The organism is Pseudomonas sp. AC247, assembly GCF_979258015.1.
The window spans coordinates 2,749,454-2,765,691 of record NZ_OZ409829.1; the positions used below are offsets into that span (position 1 = coordinate 2,749,454).

A 16,238-nucleotide genomic window follows, 5' to 3' on the forward strand; every position below is an offset into this window, starting at 1 on the left:
ATCAAGTCCTCGGATCAAACGCATCGCGGCAGGCCTCGCCGATGAATACCAGCAATGAAAGGATCAGCGCCAAGGCAAAGAACGCGGTCAGACCGAGCCACGGCGCTTGCAGATTACTTTTGCCCTGGCCGATCAACTCGCCCAGCGAAGCACTGCCGGCCGGCATGCCAAACCCGAGAAAATCCAGCGCCGACAAGGTCGCGATCGCCCCGGTGAGAATGAACGGCAGATAAGTCAGTGTTGCGCTCATGGCGTTGGGCAGGATGTGCCGAACGATCACTTGCGCATCGCCCACACCCAGCGCGCGTGCCGCTTTCACATATTCCAGGCCACGGCTGCGCAGGAACTCGGCCCGCACCACATCGACCAGGCTCAACCAGGAAAACAGCGCCATGATCCCCAGCAGCCACCAGAAATTCGGCTCGACAAACCCGGACAGAATGATCAGCAGGTACAACACCGGCAGCCCCGACCACACCTCCAGCACGCGCTGACCGATCAGGTCGACCCAGCCGCCGTAGTAGCCCTGCAATGCCCCGGCGGCGATACCGATCAGCGCACTCGCCGCCGTCAGCGCCAAGGCAAACAACAGCGATACGCGTGTGCCGAAAATCACCCGCGCCAGCACGTCCCGCGCCTGATCATCGGTGCCCAGCCAGTTGGCGCCACTGGGCGGACTCGGCGCAGGCTCCGTCAGGTCGTAATTGACCGTGTCGAACGCAAACGGAATCGGCGCAAACCACATCCGTCCGCCCTGCCCTTCGATCAATTGCCGCACCTGCGCGCTGCGATAGTCCGGTTGAAAAGGCAGCTCGCCGCCGAAATCCTCCTCGGTGTAGCGCTTGAACGCCGGAAAGTACCAGTCGCCCTGATACGTCACCAACAGCGGTTTGTCATTGGCCACCAGCTCACCACCGAGGCTCAGGCCGAACAGCGCGAGAAACAGCCACAACGACCACCAGCCACGCCGATGCGCCTTGAAGCGCGCCCAGCGGCGCTGGCCGATTGGAGATAAGGTCAGCATCAGGCAGCCCTCGCGGTGAAGTCGATGCGCGGGTCGACCAGCGTGTAGCAGAGGTCGCCGAGCAGTTTTATCAATAGGCCGAACAACGTGAAGATGAACAGCGAGCCGAACACCACCGGGTAATCGCGCGCCACCGCCGCTTCGTAACTGAGCCGACCGAGGCCATCGAGGGAAAAGATCACTTCGATCAGCAGCGAACCGCCGAAGAACACCGTCACCAACGCTTGCGGCAAACCGGCGACGACCAGCAGCATCGCGTTGCGAAACACATGGCCGTACAACACCTGCCGTTGACTCAGCCCTTTGGCGCGCGCAGTCACCACGTACAGGCGCGAGATCTCGTTGAGAAAGCTGTTCTTGGTGAGGATCGTCAAGGTGGCAAAACCGCCGATCACCAACGCCGTCACCGGCAAGACCAGGTGCCAGAAATAGTCGGCGACCTTGCCCCACGGGGTCAGCTCGGCGAAATTCTCGGACACCAGCCCGCGCACCGGAAACCAGTCCAGCGCCGTGCCGCCGGCAAACACCACGATCAGCAGCAGCGCGAACAGAAATCCCGGCAACGCATAACCGACGATGATCGCCACGCTGCTCCAGACATCGAACGCCGAGCCGTTGTGCACCGCTTTGCGAATACCCAGCGGTATCGACACCAGATAGGTGATCAGTGTCGCCCACAGGCCCAGCGACAAGGTGACCGGCAGCTTCTGCCAGATCAGTTCAGTGACGCTGGCACCGCGAAAGAAACTCTGACCGAAATCCAGTTGTGCATAGCTTTTGAGCATCAGCCACAAGCGCTCGCTGGCGGGTTTGTCGAAGCCGTACTGACGCTCGATGTCGGCCACCAGTTTCGGGTCCAGCCCTCGTGTCGCGCGGGATTCACCACCCACCGTTTCGACATGGCTGGAGCCCACGGCCGCGCCGACGCCAATGCCTTGCAAGCGTGCGATGGCCTGCTCTACCGGGCCACCGGGCGCGGCCTGGACGATGACGAAGTTGACCAGCAGAATCGCCAACAAGGTCGGCACGATCAACAGCAGACGCCGCAGGCTATAACCCCACATGGCTGTACTCCTTTTGCATCTGAGTCGAAGTCAGTGCGGTCGGGCTGATTTCCCACCAGCTGTCGAGACCGGCGTCGTACAGCGGCGCAATGGCCGGACGACCGAAGCGGTTCCACCACACCGTGGAAATCCCCGGCGGGTAATAATTCGGAACCCAGTAGTAACCCCACTGCAGCACGCGATCCAGGGCGTGCGCGTGACGCAGCAGACTCTCGCGATTGTCGGCCTGCACCAGCCCTTCGAGCAGTGCATCGACGGCCGGATCGCGCAGTACCATGTAATTGTTCGAGCCGGGATCATCGGCGCCATCGGAACCGAAGTAATTGAACAGCTCGCGCCCCGGTGCCTGGCTCACCGGGTAGCCGGCGACGATCATGTCGTAGTCGCGATTGCGCACGCGGTTGGTGTATTGCGCGGTGTCGACCTGGCGGATATCGAAGCCGATGCCGATCTGTGCGAGATTGCGTTTGAAGGGCAACAGCAGTCGTTCGAAGCCCTTCTGGCCGTTAAGGAAGGTGAAGTGCAGTGGCTCGCCATTGGCGTTCACCAACTGATCGCCGCGCGGTTTCCAGCCAGCCTCTTCGAGCAACTTCAGCGCCTGTAATTGCTCGGCGCGAATGTTGCCGCTGCCATCCGTTTTCGGCGCCTGGAACACCTGAGTGAAGACCTCGTCGGGAATCCTGCCGCGCCAGGGTTCGAGGATTTTCAATTCCTCGGCGTCCGGCAGTTCACGGGCCGCCAGTGCGCTGTGGGAGAAGTAGCTGTGCTGACGCAGGTACATGCCGCGCATCATCTGCCGGTTAGTCCATTCGAAATCCCAGAGCATGGCGATTGCCTGGCGCACGCGGCGATCCTGAAACGGCGGTTTCTGCAGGTTGAACACAAAACCCTGCGCACCTTGAGCGGCGCCGGGTGCGAGATGTTCACGAAGTAATCTGCCTTGCTCCAGCGCGGCCCCGGCATAGCCGATGGTGTAGCTGGTGGCGGAGAACTCGCGGTTGTAATCGAAGCCGCCGGCCTTGAGCACTTGCCGCGACACGTCGGTGTCGGCGAAGAACTCCACGCTCAATTGATCGAAGTTGTAGAGCCCACGGGTGATTGGCAGATCCTTGGCCCACCAGTCCTGCACCCGTTGGAATTTCACGCTGCGCCCGGCATCGACGGCGCTGATCCGATACGGGCCGCTGCCCGGCGGAATTTCGAAACCGCCGCCCTCGGCGAAATCACGTGTCCGCCACCAATGTTCGGGCAGCACCGGTAGTGTCGCCAGATCCAGCGGCAAGGTGCGGCTGTCGTTGTTCTTGAAGATGAAGCGCACTTGCGTCGGCGACTCCACAACAACCTCGGCGACATCGCGAAACTGCTGACGGTATTTGAGGCTGCCCTGCGTGATGAAGAGGTTAAAGGTGTAGCGCACATCTTCAGCGGTGATCGGCGTGCCGTCGTCGAAACGCGCATTGGGGTTGAGGTAAAAACGCAACCAGCGGCGGTCGCTGTCCAGCTCCATCTGCTGCGCCACCAGACCGTAGACGCTGTAGGGCTCGTCTTTGCTGCGATAGGCCAGCGGCGCGTAGAGCCAGCCATCGATATCGGCCACGCCGGTGCCTTTGTCGGTGTAGGGAATCAGGTGATCGAACGGGCCGCTTTCCAGCGAGGAGCGACGCAAGCTTCCGCCCTTCGGCGCATTGGGGTTGGCGTAGGCCAGATGCTGAAAATCAGCGGCGTACTTGGGCGCTTCGCCGTAGACCGTGAGTGCCGGTTGCGGCGCCGCCCAACTGAGCGGGGTTAAAAGCGCGAAAGCGCTGAACACAATAAGCCTAGAGAACATGGGCAGATCCCTTTTTACAGGTTGCTGCTACTGGCCTCATCGCTGGCAAGCCAGCTCCCACAGGGTCTGTATTCCATGTGGGAGCTGGCTTGCCAGCGATGGGGCCAGAACAGTCAACACACCTTCTGCCTACCTGTGATGTGCAACAGGCCGGCCATGTTTATAGGGCAGGCTTTAGATCAATAACTGACTAAAATCCGCACCAACTGCTAAAACCTGTTCTGCAGGAGCCGCGGAGGCTGCGATCTTTTGCCGTTGGAAAATCAACAGATCGCAGCCTGCGGCAGCTCCTGCAGGGGCTTATTCAGAATTTGTAGGCGACCCGCGTGTACAGCGTCCGCCCAAACGGATCGCCATATTTCGGGTCGTAACCGCTCTGGAACGTGTAGGTCTGGTTGCTGAACGGTGGCTCGCGGTCGAACAGGTTTTTCGCGCCGAGGGTCACGCTGAGGGTTTTGCGCCAGGTGTAGGTACCGGCCAGATCCCAAACGTTGTACGAGCCGACGTAGTCATGGGTGTCGCGGTCGGAGTCGTGGTAACCGCTGGTGTAGCGGTTGGTCAGCGCTACGCCGTACGCGCCGTAATTCCAGCTGCCGGTCAGGCTGTGCCGCCAGCGTGCCACCGCGCCGGCCGAGGCAAAGTCGCCGCCCCGGAAGTCGCCGAGCTTGTCGATGTAGTCGCCCTTCTGTTGCTGCTGGTAGTCATATCGGGTGACGTAAGTGCCTTGCAGGCCGATGCCGAAATTGCCGTACGGGGTGCTCGGCAAGCGGTAGTCGAAGCTGACATCGACGCCGTTGGTCTTGATCTTGCCGAGGTTGGCCAGGCCCGTGACGATATGGTCGATGGAGCCATCAGGCTTGCGGATCAGCCGTTCCGGGTACAACTCCGGGTTCTCGAACACAGCCGATTCCGGGAACTCGGCGATCTGGTTGGCAATGTCGATCCACCAGAAATCGAGGCCCGTGGTCAGGCGTTCGAACGGTTGATAGACAAAACCGAGGGTGACGTTACGCGCGGTTTCCGGGCTCAGGTCGGTGTTGCCACCGGTGCTGCGGTTGAACTGTTGTGCGCAGTCACGGTTGGCGATGCCGCCGTTGCTCGGATTACCACCGGCGCACAAACGCGGATCGTTGTAGTTGGCATTGGTGAAGGTCGTGAAGTTCGGGTTGTACAGCTCATACAACGACGGCGCGCGGAAGCCTTCACTGTAGGCTCCACGCACCACCAGTTCCTTGAACGGCTGGAAGCGGAACGAGTATTTAGGATTGGTGGTGCTGCCAAAATCGCTGTACTTGTCGTGACGAACCGCGGCGGACAATTCCAGGCTATCGAGCACCGGCACGTTGACCTCGGCGTATTCGGCCGAGACGCTGCGATCCCCGGCGACACTGCCGTTAGGGTCAACGCCGAGGCTCTGTACGTCGCCGGCAAACTGCGCAAAGTCCTGATGGAAATCTTCCTTGCGATACTCGCCTCCCAGCGCCAGCGCCGAAGGGCCGGCACCGAACCAGTCGCCGATCTCGCGGCTGATGCGCCCGTCGATCGCCTTCACGCGCCCTACCGCTGTGGCGTAGTCACCGTCGACCGCGTTGGCCGCCAACAGCGCAGAACCTGCCGCCGTCTGTGGACCGAAAGGGTCGATCACGCCGTTGGCAATGCCGTCACTGACCGCACGGTCGTTGACGTAGCCGGCCTCAATGCTGTTGACCACTTTGTTCTGGTTGTACGAGGCGCCGAGGTTGTAATCCCAACCGGCGAGCGTGCCATCGAAACTCAGGAGCAGACGCTGACTGGTGTTGTCATCTTCATGCTGGCGTGCGCCAACGGCGGTTTCACGCCAGTTGACGTCGACCGGTTGTGTCGGATCAAGGGCGAAACCACTTGGCCCAGGCGTGATGCCGTTGCCCGGATAGAACGCAGTACCAGGATTGACCTGATTGCCCATCAAGGTGCCCGGCCCGATCTGTGTACGGTTCTCGTTGCGAGCCCAGAAGTATTCGAGGCTGACGTTGTGATCGTCCGAGAGCTTGCCGGTGGCTTTGGCGAACGCCGAGGTCTTCTCGGTTTCCGGCACCAGATCAAGATAATTCCACAGGCTTTGACGGCAGATACCGTTGCGCGACAGCAGCCCCGGGGCGTTGCAACCGGAACCGGCCAATGGATTAGTCGCATTGCGGCCCTGGCTCCAGTTGGCGGGCGACGCAGTCCCGGAGGTGTAATCGAGGCCGCGACCGGGCTGGTAGTTGTACGTGTAATCGCGGTCATCGGCGGCCAGTCGTTGCTGTTTGTCGTAACTGACCACGCCGAAGACGTTGAAGCGGTCATCCTGCAAATCGCCGAAGCCCCAGCTACCGCTGAAATTGCGACTTTCGCCGCCGCCCGAATGCGTCGGCGTGTCGTAATTGGTGCTGATCTGACCTTCGGTGAGACTGGTCTTGGTGATGAAGTTGATCACCCCGCCGATCGCGTCGGTGCCATACAACGCCGAAGCACCATCGCGCAGCACCTCAACGCGGTCGATGGCAGCGAATGGAATGGTGTTGAGGTCGACACCGGAGCCATTGATCGCATTGGTGGCGTTGTTGCTCAGACGCCGTCCGTTGAGCAGCACCAGCGTCTTGTTAGCGCCGATGCCGCGCAAGTCCGCATAAGCCGCACCGCCGCTGCTCGACCCGACCGAGCGCCCGGAACCGACCGAAGACTGGTTGGCAGAAATGCGGCTGACCAGCTCCTCCGTGGTCGAAACGCCCTGCTCGCGCAACTCTTCGACGCGCAGAATGGTCACTGGCACTGCCGTTTCGGCATCGACCCGGCGGATCGCCGTACCCGTGACTTCGACGCGTTGCAACTGGGTGGTCGGTTCGGTTGCTGTGCTGTCGGCGGCAATGGCTGGCAGCGTGTTGATTGCCAGCAGCAAGGCCAGGCTCAAAGGTGATTTGACGGGTGAAAACTGAATCATGAACAGCCATCCCTGCGTTTTGGTTTATGCAGGGATGTGCGATGAAGAATAAGGATTTATAGAGGGCGGTTTAGACCGTTGGGTGATGAGGTTATGCACAAAATGCCGTGCGTCCGTATCAAGCCAATGTCACCTCCCTCAACAACCGGGTATCCAGGCCAAACCGCTCCTGGGAGACCATCCTGAATTGCCCCTCTGCCAGGTCGCAGCTCACCAGCAGATTCCACGAGTGGCGGGTTGCCGCCGAGGGAATCAGGAGAAATGGATGCTCATCCAGTAAAGCGTCGGCAAACCGCTGTTGATTGGGAGACGGCCACGCGGGACTCAACCAGTAAGGATTCGGTACCTCTTCGGGCTGAACGACTTTGACCCGTGCATCGCGGATGACCTCAAAGCACGTCAACACATAGGGCTCTCTGTCCAGTGCATCAAAACTATTATTGGCTGCTACCTCCAGAATGGCCGAGGACGGGTCGACAGATGCATAGACGACTCGCCGGCCAGGCGCATTCCATCGACCACCCTTCAGTTTTGAACCCATCCCGCTGTCCCACGTCTCTCCGTAGGCCTCCTGATCCAGGCGCCAGCCATACCAGTGCCCTTCCCAGGGCAAGGGATTCATGGGTAACCCCCGTACAGGAGCTGACACAAGTATTGCTCGACCATCTGGAAACCCAGTGGGTGGCGGGTCAGTTCCAACGGTACGTAGCCGTTAAGGTAAGGGGTGGGTTTTTGCATCCATATCTCCGCCTGTGACAGCCCCCCGAACGCCCGAGTGGCCATCTCCAGCACCAGCGCATATTGGTAGGCGACGACACTCTGCTGCGAGTCAAGCCGTATCGATTTGCCTTCCTTCAACAACCGCTGCACGGTTCTGACAGACCTGCCGGTGATGCGTTTGACCATGTCTTCGCGCAGGTACATTTCGGAAGTTGAAAGCATGTTGACGACGTCGCTCAGCTCAAAGCCCTGGTCGGTAAGGCGGACAATCAGCATGGCATCGTCACCGAGGTCCTGGCCATGCACGAGCAAATCGACAGGCTTGCCCGCGACCTTCTTTAGCCCCGTCAGCCGGGGCGTTTTTGGCGTGGGCATTGCGACATCCTCCATGGGGCATCTGGCGCGATCGTCGATCCAGAAGTTACGCAGGGAATAAGCAGGCGTTTCATGCTCGATGTGTGGGGTACGCATAATCGATCCTTTATCTGGGAACCTGAGCGTTCAAGCCGCTCAGCGACTTCAATGTCAGGTCCGATGCTATAGATCGCGCTTCCGACGACCAACCTGAAAAAGTCGTCGGAAAAATCCCCAATAACGCACAAGCGGCTCCAGTTTCCGTAGGACGTATACGACGTACTTGCCCTGTTTAACTGCCGAAGTGATAACTCATATCCAGCCACCACTGCCGGCCGTAAGGGTCGTAGTTACCGGTCGGGTAATAAGGCCAGCCCGCCGAATCATCGTGTTTAACCTGATTGAGCAGGTTGTTCACCGTCAGGCCGACGCTGGCCCGGTCATTCAATTTGTAACGCGCACTGGCGTTGAACACTGTCCAGGGCGACAGACGCCCGTCACCGGCGCCGTTGGTGACCGAACCGTAACGAATGCCCATCAGCGTGGCCGTGGCGTTCTGGTAATCCCAGGTCAGGCTCGCGTTGACCTTGCTGCGCCAGTCGTAATTGGTGCGCGAGGTGCGCCAGTCCTGGGTCGGTGCGTCGTCGGACTCCTTGTAATAATGCGAAAGCACCAAGGTATAGCCCAGCGCCGAGCTGAACGCGCCGTACTGCCCCGCGCCCCAGCGAATGTTGCTCTTGAAATCGAGGCCGCTGACCCGTTCACTGGCGGCGTTGATCGCATTGACCCGCACGCGCTGTAACTGATTGGGATCAATGGCGGCGTTGCCGGCGTTACGATCAATGCGTGCCAGCGTCGATTGGCAATTGGCCGAGTTGATGTCCTGGCTGCCGTTGCGGCATTCATTCTCTTCTTGCAGCAAGCGGTTTTCGTCAACGGTGGTCAGCAGGTCATCGATCTCGACGCGCCAGAAGTCAGTGGAAAAATCGAAGTTGCGCGACGGCGACCAGACAAAACCGTAGGTCCACGACTTGCCCCGTTCCGACTCCAGATTCGCCGTGCCGCTTTGCGTGTAATCGACCCGCCCGCGATCACAGGCGCCCTCCACGCCCTGGCTGCAACCGTAATAGTCGATCTGCGCCGGGTAGTAGCCGTTGCTGTCGGACTGGTAGATGTAATTGAGGTCCGGCGCGCGGAAACTGGTGCCGTAACTGCCGCGCAGCAACAGGCTGGTCACCGGGCGCCATTCCAGACCGAGGTTGTAGGTTTTCTGCTGCTCGGTGCGACCGCTGAACTTGTATTGATCCCAGCGCCCCGCCGCAGTGGCCAGCACGGTGTCGGTGACCGGGATGCTGAACTCGCCGCCCGCCGCGTAACGCTTGCGCGAGCCGCCGGAGCTTTGTGCCGGGCTCACGCCGTAAAAGGTGCCGTCGTTGAGGCCGTCGTCCGGGTCCACGCGATATTCCTGTTTACCCGCTTCCAGCACACCGGCGAACCCTACCGGCCCTGCCGGCAAATCAAACAGATCGCCATTGACCGACGCGTTGTAACTGGTCGACACCGATTTGCTGCTTTGGGTCATGTTGCCGCGAAATTGCTGCCACTCCTGCGGCGTCAATGGCCGGTCGAGGCGCGAAGCGTCCGGAGCAAACACCGGATAGCCGCCGCTGACACCCAACTGCGGGCCGAGGTAGAAGTCCTGAATCGACGACAGCGGCGTGTAACGCGTGGTGCGGACGCTGCGATACTCGGAACGGTTGGCCGCCAGATCATAGTTCCAGCCGGTGTCGGCAATCTTGTCGGAAAGGCCAAGGGTGCCGGTCCACGAGGTGTCGCGCCACTTGCTGTTGTTACTGGTACGGCCGCCGATTTCCTCTTCACCGAAACGACGATACCAGCGCTCCAGATTGCCGCTGTTCTGGTTGACGAAGTCCGGGGAGGTGAAGGTCGGGCCGCGGGTGTTGTTCTGAATGTGATCGAGGCCATACATCAAGTCAGCGAAGACCTGACCGCTGTCGCTGAAGTGCCAGGTGCCGCGCGTGTAACCGTCGTAGTTTTCCTTCTGGGTCTGCACCGTCCAGTAATCGTTGTACATCTGGTCGGTGCGGCAGCGACCGCCGTTGTTGAACAGTTTGTTGTCGAACGTGCCTTGGTAGGCGCCGCAGCCCGGCCCCAGATAACGGCTGTTGCTCAGGTCGCGGCGGTAACCGACATCGGCCAGCGGGCCGCTCTGCATGAAGCCGCGATCATCGGCCCAGATCGGATCGCGGTTGGTCAGTTCAAGTCCGAACAAACCATCGAAGTCGCCCCAGCTGCCGCCGCCACTGATCTGCAAGCGCTGATTGTCGCCACCACCGCGCTCACTGGTGCCGCCCTTGAGGTTGACGTCGACGCCGTTGATCTTGTCTTTGAGGATGATGTTGACCACCCCGGCAATCGCGTCCGAGCCGTAAATCGCCGACGCGCCGCTGCTGAGGATTTCGATGCGTTCGATGACCGCCGACGGAATGTTCGCCAGGTTGGTGAAGTTGACCTTGCCATCGTAGGGCGTCGGGTAATCGGCGACGCGACGGCCATTGATCAGCACCAGCGTGTGGTTGGGCCCAAGACCGCGCAGGTTCAGCGCGCTGGCCGCCGGCTGCCAGGTATTGCCGTAGTCTTCGCCCTGAGTCATGCCGGTGTTTTGAGTCTGGGTGGCCAAGGCGTCGTAGACGTTTTTGTAGCCGCGCGCTTCCATTTCTTCGTGGGTGATGACGTTGACTGGCGTCGCTCCATCGCTCTGCGCACGGGCGATGCGCGAGCCAGTGACGGTGACTTTTTCCATGCGGTAATCGGCGCTGCTGGCCGGCGTCACGGCGCTGACTTTTGCCGGCGCGACAGCCGCCACATCGCCTTCGCGAACACTCAAGCCCTGAGCGCTTTGCTCGACTTGCAGGCCGCTGCCAAGCAGCGCTTTTTCCACGGCCTGACGCCCGCCCAATGCACCGCGCACCGCCGCACTGCGTCTGCCTTGCACCAGGTCCTGGCTGAAGGAGATCGGTACGCCGGTCTGCCGCGAGATGTCCAGCAGCACCTCATCGAGCGGGCCGCTGGCAATGTCGAAGGTGAACACCGCCGCTGCGGGCGACTGCGCCAACGCAGTCAATGGTCCCATGCCCAGCGCCAAAGCGGCGGCGAGGGTCAGTCGAGGTAATTGTTGTTTGAATGAGTACATCGAGGGGTTTCCCTGTTGAAGGCGTCTGCAGGGAATGAGCAGTGAACCGGCGCTTTTTATAGAGCATCGATTAGGCCAAGAAGTCATATCCCTATAACCAGAATCCCCCCCTGTAGGAGCTGCCGCAGGCTGCGATCTTTTGATCTTGATCCTTGAATAACAAGATCAACAGATCGCAGCCTGCGGCAGCTCCTACAGGGGTGGTGTTCGGGTTTAACTGGGGCGAGGTTCGATGCTGATCCAGTAGGGGTTGTGCCAAAGGATGCGGATCGGTAAAGAGCGCTCGAGCAACTGCAACGTGCGGTCACTGTCGTCCAGCGGATAGAGGCCGCTCAGGCGCAAATCGGCGACCTCAGCGCTGACATGCACAATGCCGCGACGGTAGCGACGCAAGCTGTCAATCACCTCACTGAGCGGCCGGTCGCGAACCTCCAGACGACCTTGCGTCCAGGCACTTTCGTGACTGTTGCTGCGCTGCAATGACAGGATGCCGCGATCGTTGAACAGCAGACTCTCCCCCGCCTCGACCACTTGCCGCGCACCGCTGGCCGTGACCACTTCGACCTGTGAATGCAACATCACCAATCGTGTGGAATCGTCATTGTGCTGCACGAGAAATTTCGTCCCGAGGGCGCGAATGCGACCGTGCTCGGTCTCGACCACAAACGGCCGCGACGGGTCCTTCGCCACGTCCACCAGCAACTCGCCACTGCGCAAGGCCAGCAGGCGCTGCGTACTGTCGAACAACGGCACCACGCGACTGCGCGCGTTGAGGGTCAACGCACTGCCATCCTGCAACGCAAAATCCCGTCGTTCGCCGGTTCCCGTCGATAATTCACCAGCCTCGGGCAGCCAGCCATAACGCCGCCCGAGCAACCCGGCCAACACCGCCACACCGAGCACACTCAAACTGCCGCTGATAAATCGCCGCCGACTCGACGGTGCATTGAGGCTGTGCAGCAGACTGTTGCGCGGCACTGCGCGCAAGTTCGGATTGCGCAACAGGTTCAGGCCACCGCCCATTTGCTCGATGATCTGCTGGTGCCGTGGATCGGCCGTGCGCCAGGCTTCGAACGCCGCCCGCTCGCCGAGGCTGACGTCACCCGATTGCAACAGCGCCATCCATTGCGCGGCTTCATCGATCAGCGTTTCGTCCGCCCTCATGCCTGCATCGCCTGATAGCAACGCTTGAACGCCTCGACCATGTATTGCTGCACGCGACTGGTGGACACGCCGAGGCGCTCGCCGATCTCGCTGTAGGTCAGACCGTCGAGCTGATGATAGAGAAACGCTGCTTTGGCCTTGGCCGACAACCCGTTGAGCAAGCGATCGACCGCCAACAGCGCTTCGATCACCAACGCCCGCTCTTCCGGCGACGGATGCACCGGCTCTGGCGCCAGCGCCAGGCTTTGCAGATAAGCGCGTTCGAGATCCTGGCGCCGCCAGCCTTCGTACACCAACCGCCGGGCAATGGTGGTCAACAACGCCCTGGGCTCGCGAATCGCTGTCGGGTCCGGCAAGGCCAATACTCGCAGAAACGTTTCCGATGCGATGTCCTGTGCACTGTGCGGGCAGCCCAGCGTGCGGCTAACGGCAGCGCACAGCCAGCGATAGTCCTTTTGGAACATCTGCCCGACGATCTGATAATGCGGGTTATGTCCACCCATGCCTTGCTCCCTGAAAACGGGTCCCACCCGCTGCGAAAAACCATCGTTCTGCCGGGATCGTCCGGCTCTGATCAGGCGCGACTGTGCAATAGGGTTGCGCACATTTGAAGTAATAAAAAAACATCACAAGCAAACCTTTTAGAATAAGGCGCTTCGTCGCTGCGGAAACACTGGCTGACACAACGTTGACTTCGATCACTGGCGCAGCCCCAACCACTGATTAATCTCCTCGCTCCATCGAAGGCCAAGGACGGCTCACCGGGAGCCCGCGGCTGATCCCACTCAAGGAAGACTCACCATGCAATCGCTCAACATCATTCTGCTGTCGTCAGCGTTTAACGGACTGACCCAACGTGCCTGGCTGGAATTGCGTCAGGCCGGCCATTCACCCAGCGTCGTGCTGTTTACCGATGAAAGCGCCGTGTGCGAACAGATCGAAAACAGCGCCGCAGATCTGGTGATCTGTCCATTCCTCAAGGACCGCGTACCCGAGGCGCTGTGGCGAAATACCCAGCGACCGGTGGTGATCATTCATCCGGGCATCGTCGGCGATCGGGGTGCCAGCGCGCTGGACTGGGCAATCACCAACGAGCTGCCGAGCTGGGGCGTGACCGCCTTGCAAGCGGTGGAAGAAATGGACGCCGGGCCAGTCTGGGCGACCTGCGAATTCAACCTGCCGGCGGGTCTGCGCAAATCCGAGTTGTATAACGGCCGGGTCAGCGACGCGGCGATGCTGTGCATTCGCGAGGTGGTGGAAAAATTTCGCGAAGGGTTTGTCCCAGTGCCGCTGGATTACAGCAATCCCGCCGTGCGCGGGCGCTTGCAGCCGAACATGAAGCAGGATGATCGCAGCTTTACATGGCACGACTGCGCACGCTTTATCAAACGCTGCATCGATGCGGCGGACGGCCAGCCGGGTGTGCTGGCGAGTCTGGCCGGCGGTCAGTACTACGTGTACGACGCACACCTGGATTCGCGCACAGGCATGCCCGGCGACATTCTCGCGGTGCATGACGACGCGGTGCTGGTGGCCACCGGTGATCACAGCGTGTGGATCGGTGCCCTGCGACGCAAACCGCAACCGGACGAGGAAACCTTCAAGCAGCCGGCACGGCATGTGCTGGCCGGGCAACTGGCGAATGTGCCGAACCTGGATTGGTCAATCGCCAGTCAGCCGTTCAGCGCCGAAGCGTATCAGCCGATTGCCTATCGCGAGTCCGGGCATGTTGGCGAGCTGACATTGGAGTTCTATAACGGCGCGATGAGCACCGAGCAGTGCCAGCGCCTGGTCGAGGCGCTGCGCTGGGCCAAGGCCCGTGATACGCAAGTGCTGTTGATCAAGGGCGGTCGCGGCAGCTTTTCCAACGGTGTGCACCTGAACGTGATTCAGGCCGCTCAGGATCCGGGCGCAGAGGCGTGGGCGAATATCCAGGCGATCGATGATGTCTGCGCAGAGCTGCTCAGCGCGCGGCAACTGGTGGTCAGCGGCGTGACCGGCAATGCCGGCGCGGGCGGCGTGATGCTCGCGCTGGCGGCGGACGTCGTCTTCGCGCGGGCCGATATCGTGCTCAATCCGCATTACAAGAGTATGGGTTTGTATGGCTCGGAATACTGGACCTACAGTTTGCCCCGTGCGGTCGGCCCGGCGATGGCCGAACAACTGACCCAGGCGTGTTTGCCGGTCAGTGCCCAGCAGGCGTTGCAACTGGGCATGGTCCAGGAAATCGGCCCGCGCTGCCCGGATGAATTTGCCCTGTGGCTGCTGCAACGCGCCAATGGTGCGTTGAACGACCCGACCTACGCGGCAGTGCGTGAACGCAAGTCGCGGGTCGATCATCTGCTGATCCAGCAATGCCGCGCCAACGAGTTGCAAGAAATGCAGGAAGACATGCTCTACAACCGCAGTCAATTCGCCGAGAAATGCCGCCACTTCGTCTACAAACGCAAAGTCTGCGACACGCCGGCGCGATTGATCGAAGACTGGGCACGAGTCCAGGACGTTGAGCTGACTGACTGATCTCCAGCGTCTGCAATGCCCCCATCGCTGGCAAGCCAGCTCCCACAGTGGACGGTGTTGACCACAAACCCTGTGATCAACATTGCCCCCTGTAGGCGTGAGCCTGCTCGCGATGAGGCCAGCCCAGCCAATATCCTCATTGGCTGAACCGACGCCATCGCGAGCAGGCTCACTCCTACACCGTTCGGGGGTAGATCCGTAATCCTGAGCGCCACAAAATCCTGTAGGAGTGAGCCTGCTCGCGATGAGGCCAGCCCAGCCAACATCCTCATTGGCTGAACCAACGCCATCGCGAGCGGGCTCACGCCTACAGGGTTTTGCGTTTAGGCACAGGTTTTGAAAACGCCTCTAAAATTGTGGGAGCTGGCTTGCCAGCGATGAACGATGACGCGGTACCGAGTGGCCACTTACAATGCGCGCACTTCAAACACCGGCCAGCCCATGGACATCGACCTCGCCCGCACCTTTCTTGAAATCGTCCGCCACGGCAGTCTCGCCGCTGCCGCGCAAAAGCTGTTCGTCACGCAAACGGCGATCACCGCTCGGGTGCAGAAACTCGAAAGCCAGTTGGGCAGCACGCTGTTCGTGCGCAACCGCGCCGGGGCGAAGCTGACGCCCAATGGCGAAGCGTTCGTGGTCTACGCCAACCAACTGGTGCAGACCTGGGAGGCCGCCCGCCGTGACCTGCCGCTGCCCGAGGGTTATCACAACGTGCTGCACATCGGCGGCGAAGTCAGCCTGTGCAACCCGCTGATGCTCAGTTGGGCCGCCGAACTGCGTGAGAAAATCCCTGGCCATGCGCTGCGCATGGAAATCCGCGATGGCGAAAACCTGCTGCGCCAACTCGAATTGGGCGTACTCGACGCGGCGCTGGTCTATCAGCCGGAATACTGGCCGGGCCTGCAGGTCGAGCAAGTGCTCGAAGAGAAACTGATTCTGGTGCGCGCACCCGACCGTCCGGATCCCTACGTCTACATCGACTGGGGTCCGGATTTCCGCCGGCAGCACGACGCCGCCCTGCCCGAAAAGGCCAAGGCTGCGCTGAGTTTCAACCTCGGCCCGCTGGCCCTGCAATACATCCTCGAAAACGGCGGCAGCGGCTATTTCCGCACCCGCGTCGTGCGCACCTACCTGGAAAGCGGCGCACTGGAACCGGTGACCAAAGCCCCGGAATTCAGCTACCCGACCTACCTGGTCTATTCGCGCGACCGCGACTCGGCGACGCTGCAGCACGCCTTCGACCTGCTGCGCGAAGTGATCCGGACCGATGACGACTGGTCACAACGCTGGAACCCGTTGAGCTGAAGCGGCCGCTTTGCACCGGATCCTGGCGCATGTGACCTCAAGGTCTGACCTGCACAAACCGCCGGATCGGCTAATCTGCCGGGTAT

Annotated in this window: 11 protein-coding genes; 2 read left to right on the plus strand and 9 right to left on the minus strand. The window is 60.8% G+C overall.

The features are described 5' to 3' along the window. Window position 1: 1 nt before the first annotated feature. The 9 genes from ACZZ0B_RS12565 to ACZZ0B_RS12605 all read right to left on the minus strand — a co-directional run bounded on the left by ACZZ0B_RS12565 (window position 2) and on the right by ACZZ0B_RS12605 (window position 12,830). Window positions 2-1,024: an ABC transporter permease gene (locus ACZZ0B_RS12565; RefSeq protein ID WP_463545348.1), complete on the minus strand. Its 1,023-nt coding sequence runs from the start codon at window positions 1,022-1,024 to the stop codon at window positions 2-4. Further along, window positions 1,024-2,088, minus strand: coding sequence for a microcin C ABC transporter permease YejB (locus ACZZ0B_RS12570; RefSeq protein WP_463545349.1), 1,065 nt, complete (start codon window positions 2,086-2,088; stop codon window positions 1,024-1,026). Before ACZZ0B_RS12570 ends, ACZZ0B_RS12565 begins: the two co-directional genes overlap by 1 nt. Then, the gene (locus ACZZ0B_RS12575; protein WP_463545350.1) at window positions 2,075-3,916 is read right to left on the minus strand and encodes an extracellular solute-binding protein; all 1,842 of its coding nucleotides are present in this window, start codon (window positions 3,914-3,916) and stop codon (window positions 2,075-2,077) included. Before ACZZ0B_RS12575 ends, ACZZ0B_RS12570 begins: the two co-directional genes overlap by 14 nt. A gap of 304 nt (window positions 3,917-4,220) precedes the next feature. Continuing rightward, window positions 4,221-6,875, minus strand: a complete 2,655-nt coding sequence (locus ACZZ0B_RS12580; protein WP_463545351.1) for a TonB-dependent receptor — start codon at window positions 6,873-6,875, stop codon at window positions 4,221-4,223. 118 nt (window positions 6,876-6,993) lie between these two features. Beyond that, window positions 6,994-7,497 (minus strand): RES family NAD+ phosphorylase, encoded by a 504-nt coding sequence (locus tag ACZZ0B_RS12585; protein WP_008080452.1) that lies wholly within the window; start codon window positions 7,495-7,497, stop codon window positions 6,994-6,996. Next, window positions 7,494-7,970: an antitoxin Xre/MbcA/ParS toxin-binding domain-containing protein gene (locus ACZZ0B_RS12590; RefSeq protein ID WP_081500502.1), complete on the minus strand. Its 477-nt coding sequence runs from the start codon at window positions 7,968-7,970 to the stop codon at window positions 7,494-7,496. Before ACZZ0B_RS12590 ends, ACZZ0B_RS12585 begins: the two co-directional genes overlap by 4 nt. A 271-nt stretch (window positions 7,971-8,241) precedes the next feature. Next, a complete protein-coding gene (locus ACZZ0B_RS12595) occupies window positions 8,242-11,163 on the minus strand; it encodes a TonB-dependent receptor domain-containing protein (RefSeq protein ID WP_463545352.1) in 2,922 nt (973 codons plus the stop codon). A 213-nt stretch (window positions 11,164-11,376) separates the two neighbouring features. Then, the gene (locus ACZZ0B_RS12600; RefSeq protein WP_463545353.1) at window positions 11,377-12,327 is read right to left on the minus strand and encodes a FecR domain-containing protein; all 951 of its coding nucleotides are present in this window, start codon (window positions 12,325-12,327) and stop codon (window positions 11,377-11,379) included. Beyond that, a complete protein-coding gene (locus ACZZ0B_RS12605; protein ID WP_463545354.1) occupies window positions 12,324-12,830 on the minus strand; it encodes a sigma-70 family RNA polymerase sigma factor in 507 nt (168 codons plus the stop codon). Before ACZZ0B_RS12605 ends, ACZZ0B_RS12600 begins: the two co-directional genes overlap by 4 nt. A gap of 298 nt (window positions 12,831-13,128) precedes the next feature. Between ACZZ0B_RS12605 and ACZZ0B_RS12610 the strand changes: the two genes are divergently transcribed. Further along, window positions 13,129-14,847, plus strand: a complete 1,719-nt coding sequence (locus tag ACZZ0B_RS12610; RefSeq protein ID WP_463545355.1) for a hydrogenase maturation protein — start codon at window positions 13,129-13,131, stop codon at window positions 14,845-14,847. 441 nt (window positions 14,848-15,288) lie between these two features. Continuing rightward, window positions 15,289-16,152 carry a LysR family transcriptional regulator gene (locus ACZZ0B_RS12615; protein ID WP_158830068.1) on the plus strand — a complete coding sequence of 288 codons (864 nt, stop codon included), beginning with the start codon at window positions 15,289-15,291 and terminating at the stop codon, window positions 16,150-16,152. The last annotated feature ends 86 nt before the right edge of the window (window positions 16,153-16,238 follow it).

Excerpts from the sequence above, each read along its gene's own strand:
- ACZZ0B_RS12565 (WP_463545348.1), bottom strand. The coding sequence starts at position 1,024 with ATGCTGACCTTATCTCCAATCGGCCAGCGCCGCTGGGCGCGCTTCAAG.
- ACZZ0B_RS12570 (WP_463545349.1), bottom strand. The coding sequence starts at position 2,088 with ATGTGGGGTTATAGCCTGCGGCGTCTGCTGTTGATCGTGCCGACCTTG.
- ACZZ0B_RS12575 (WP_463545350.1), bottom strand. The coding sequence starts at position 3,916 with ATGTTCTCTAGGCTTATTGTGTTCAGCGCTTTCGCGCTTTTAACCCCG.
- ACZZ0B_RS12580 (WP_463545351.1), bottom strand. The coding sequence starts at position 6,875 with ATGATTCAGTTTTCACCCGTCAAATCACCTTTGAGCCTGGCCTTGCTG.
- ACZZ0B_RS12585 (WP_008080452.1), bottom strand. The coding sequence starts at position 7,497 with ATGAATCCCTTGCCCTGGGAAGGGCACTGGTATGGCTGGCGCCTGGAT.
- ACZZ0B_RS12590 (WP_081500502.1), bottom strand. The coding sequence starts at position 7,970 with ATGCCCACGCCAAAAACGCCCCGGCTGACGGGGCTAAAGAAGGTCGCG.
- ACZZ0B_RS12595 (WP_463545352.1), bottom strand. The coding sequence starts at position 11,163 with ATGTACTCATTCAAACAACAATTACCTCGACTGACCCTCGCCGCCGCT.
- ACZZ0B_RS12600 (WP_463545353.1), bottom strand. The coding sequence starts at position 12,327 with ATGAGGGCGGACGAAACGCTGATCGATGAAGCCGCGCAATGGATGGCG.
- ACZZ0B_RS12605 (WP_463545354.1), bottom strand. The coding sequence starts at position 12,830 with ATGGGTGGACATAACCCGCATTATCAGATCGTCGGGCAGATGTTCCAA.
- ACZZ0B_RS12610 (WP_463545355.1), top strand. The coding sequence starts at position 13,129 with ATGCAATCGCTCAACATCATTCTGCTGTCGTCAGCGTTTAACGGACTG.
- ACZZ0B_RS12615 (WP_158830068.1), top strand. The coding sequence starts at position 15,289 with ATGGACATCGACCTCGCCCGCACCTTTCTTGAAATCGTCCGCCACGGC.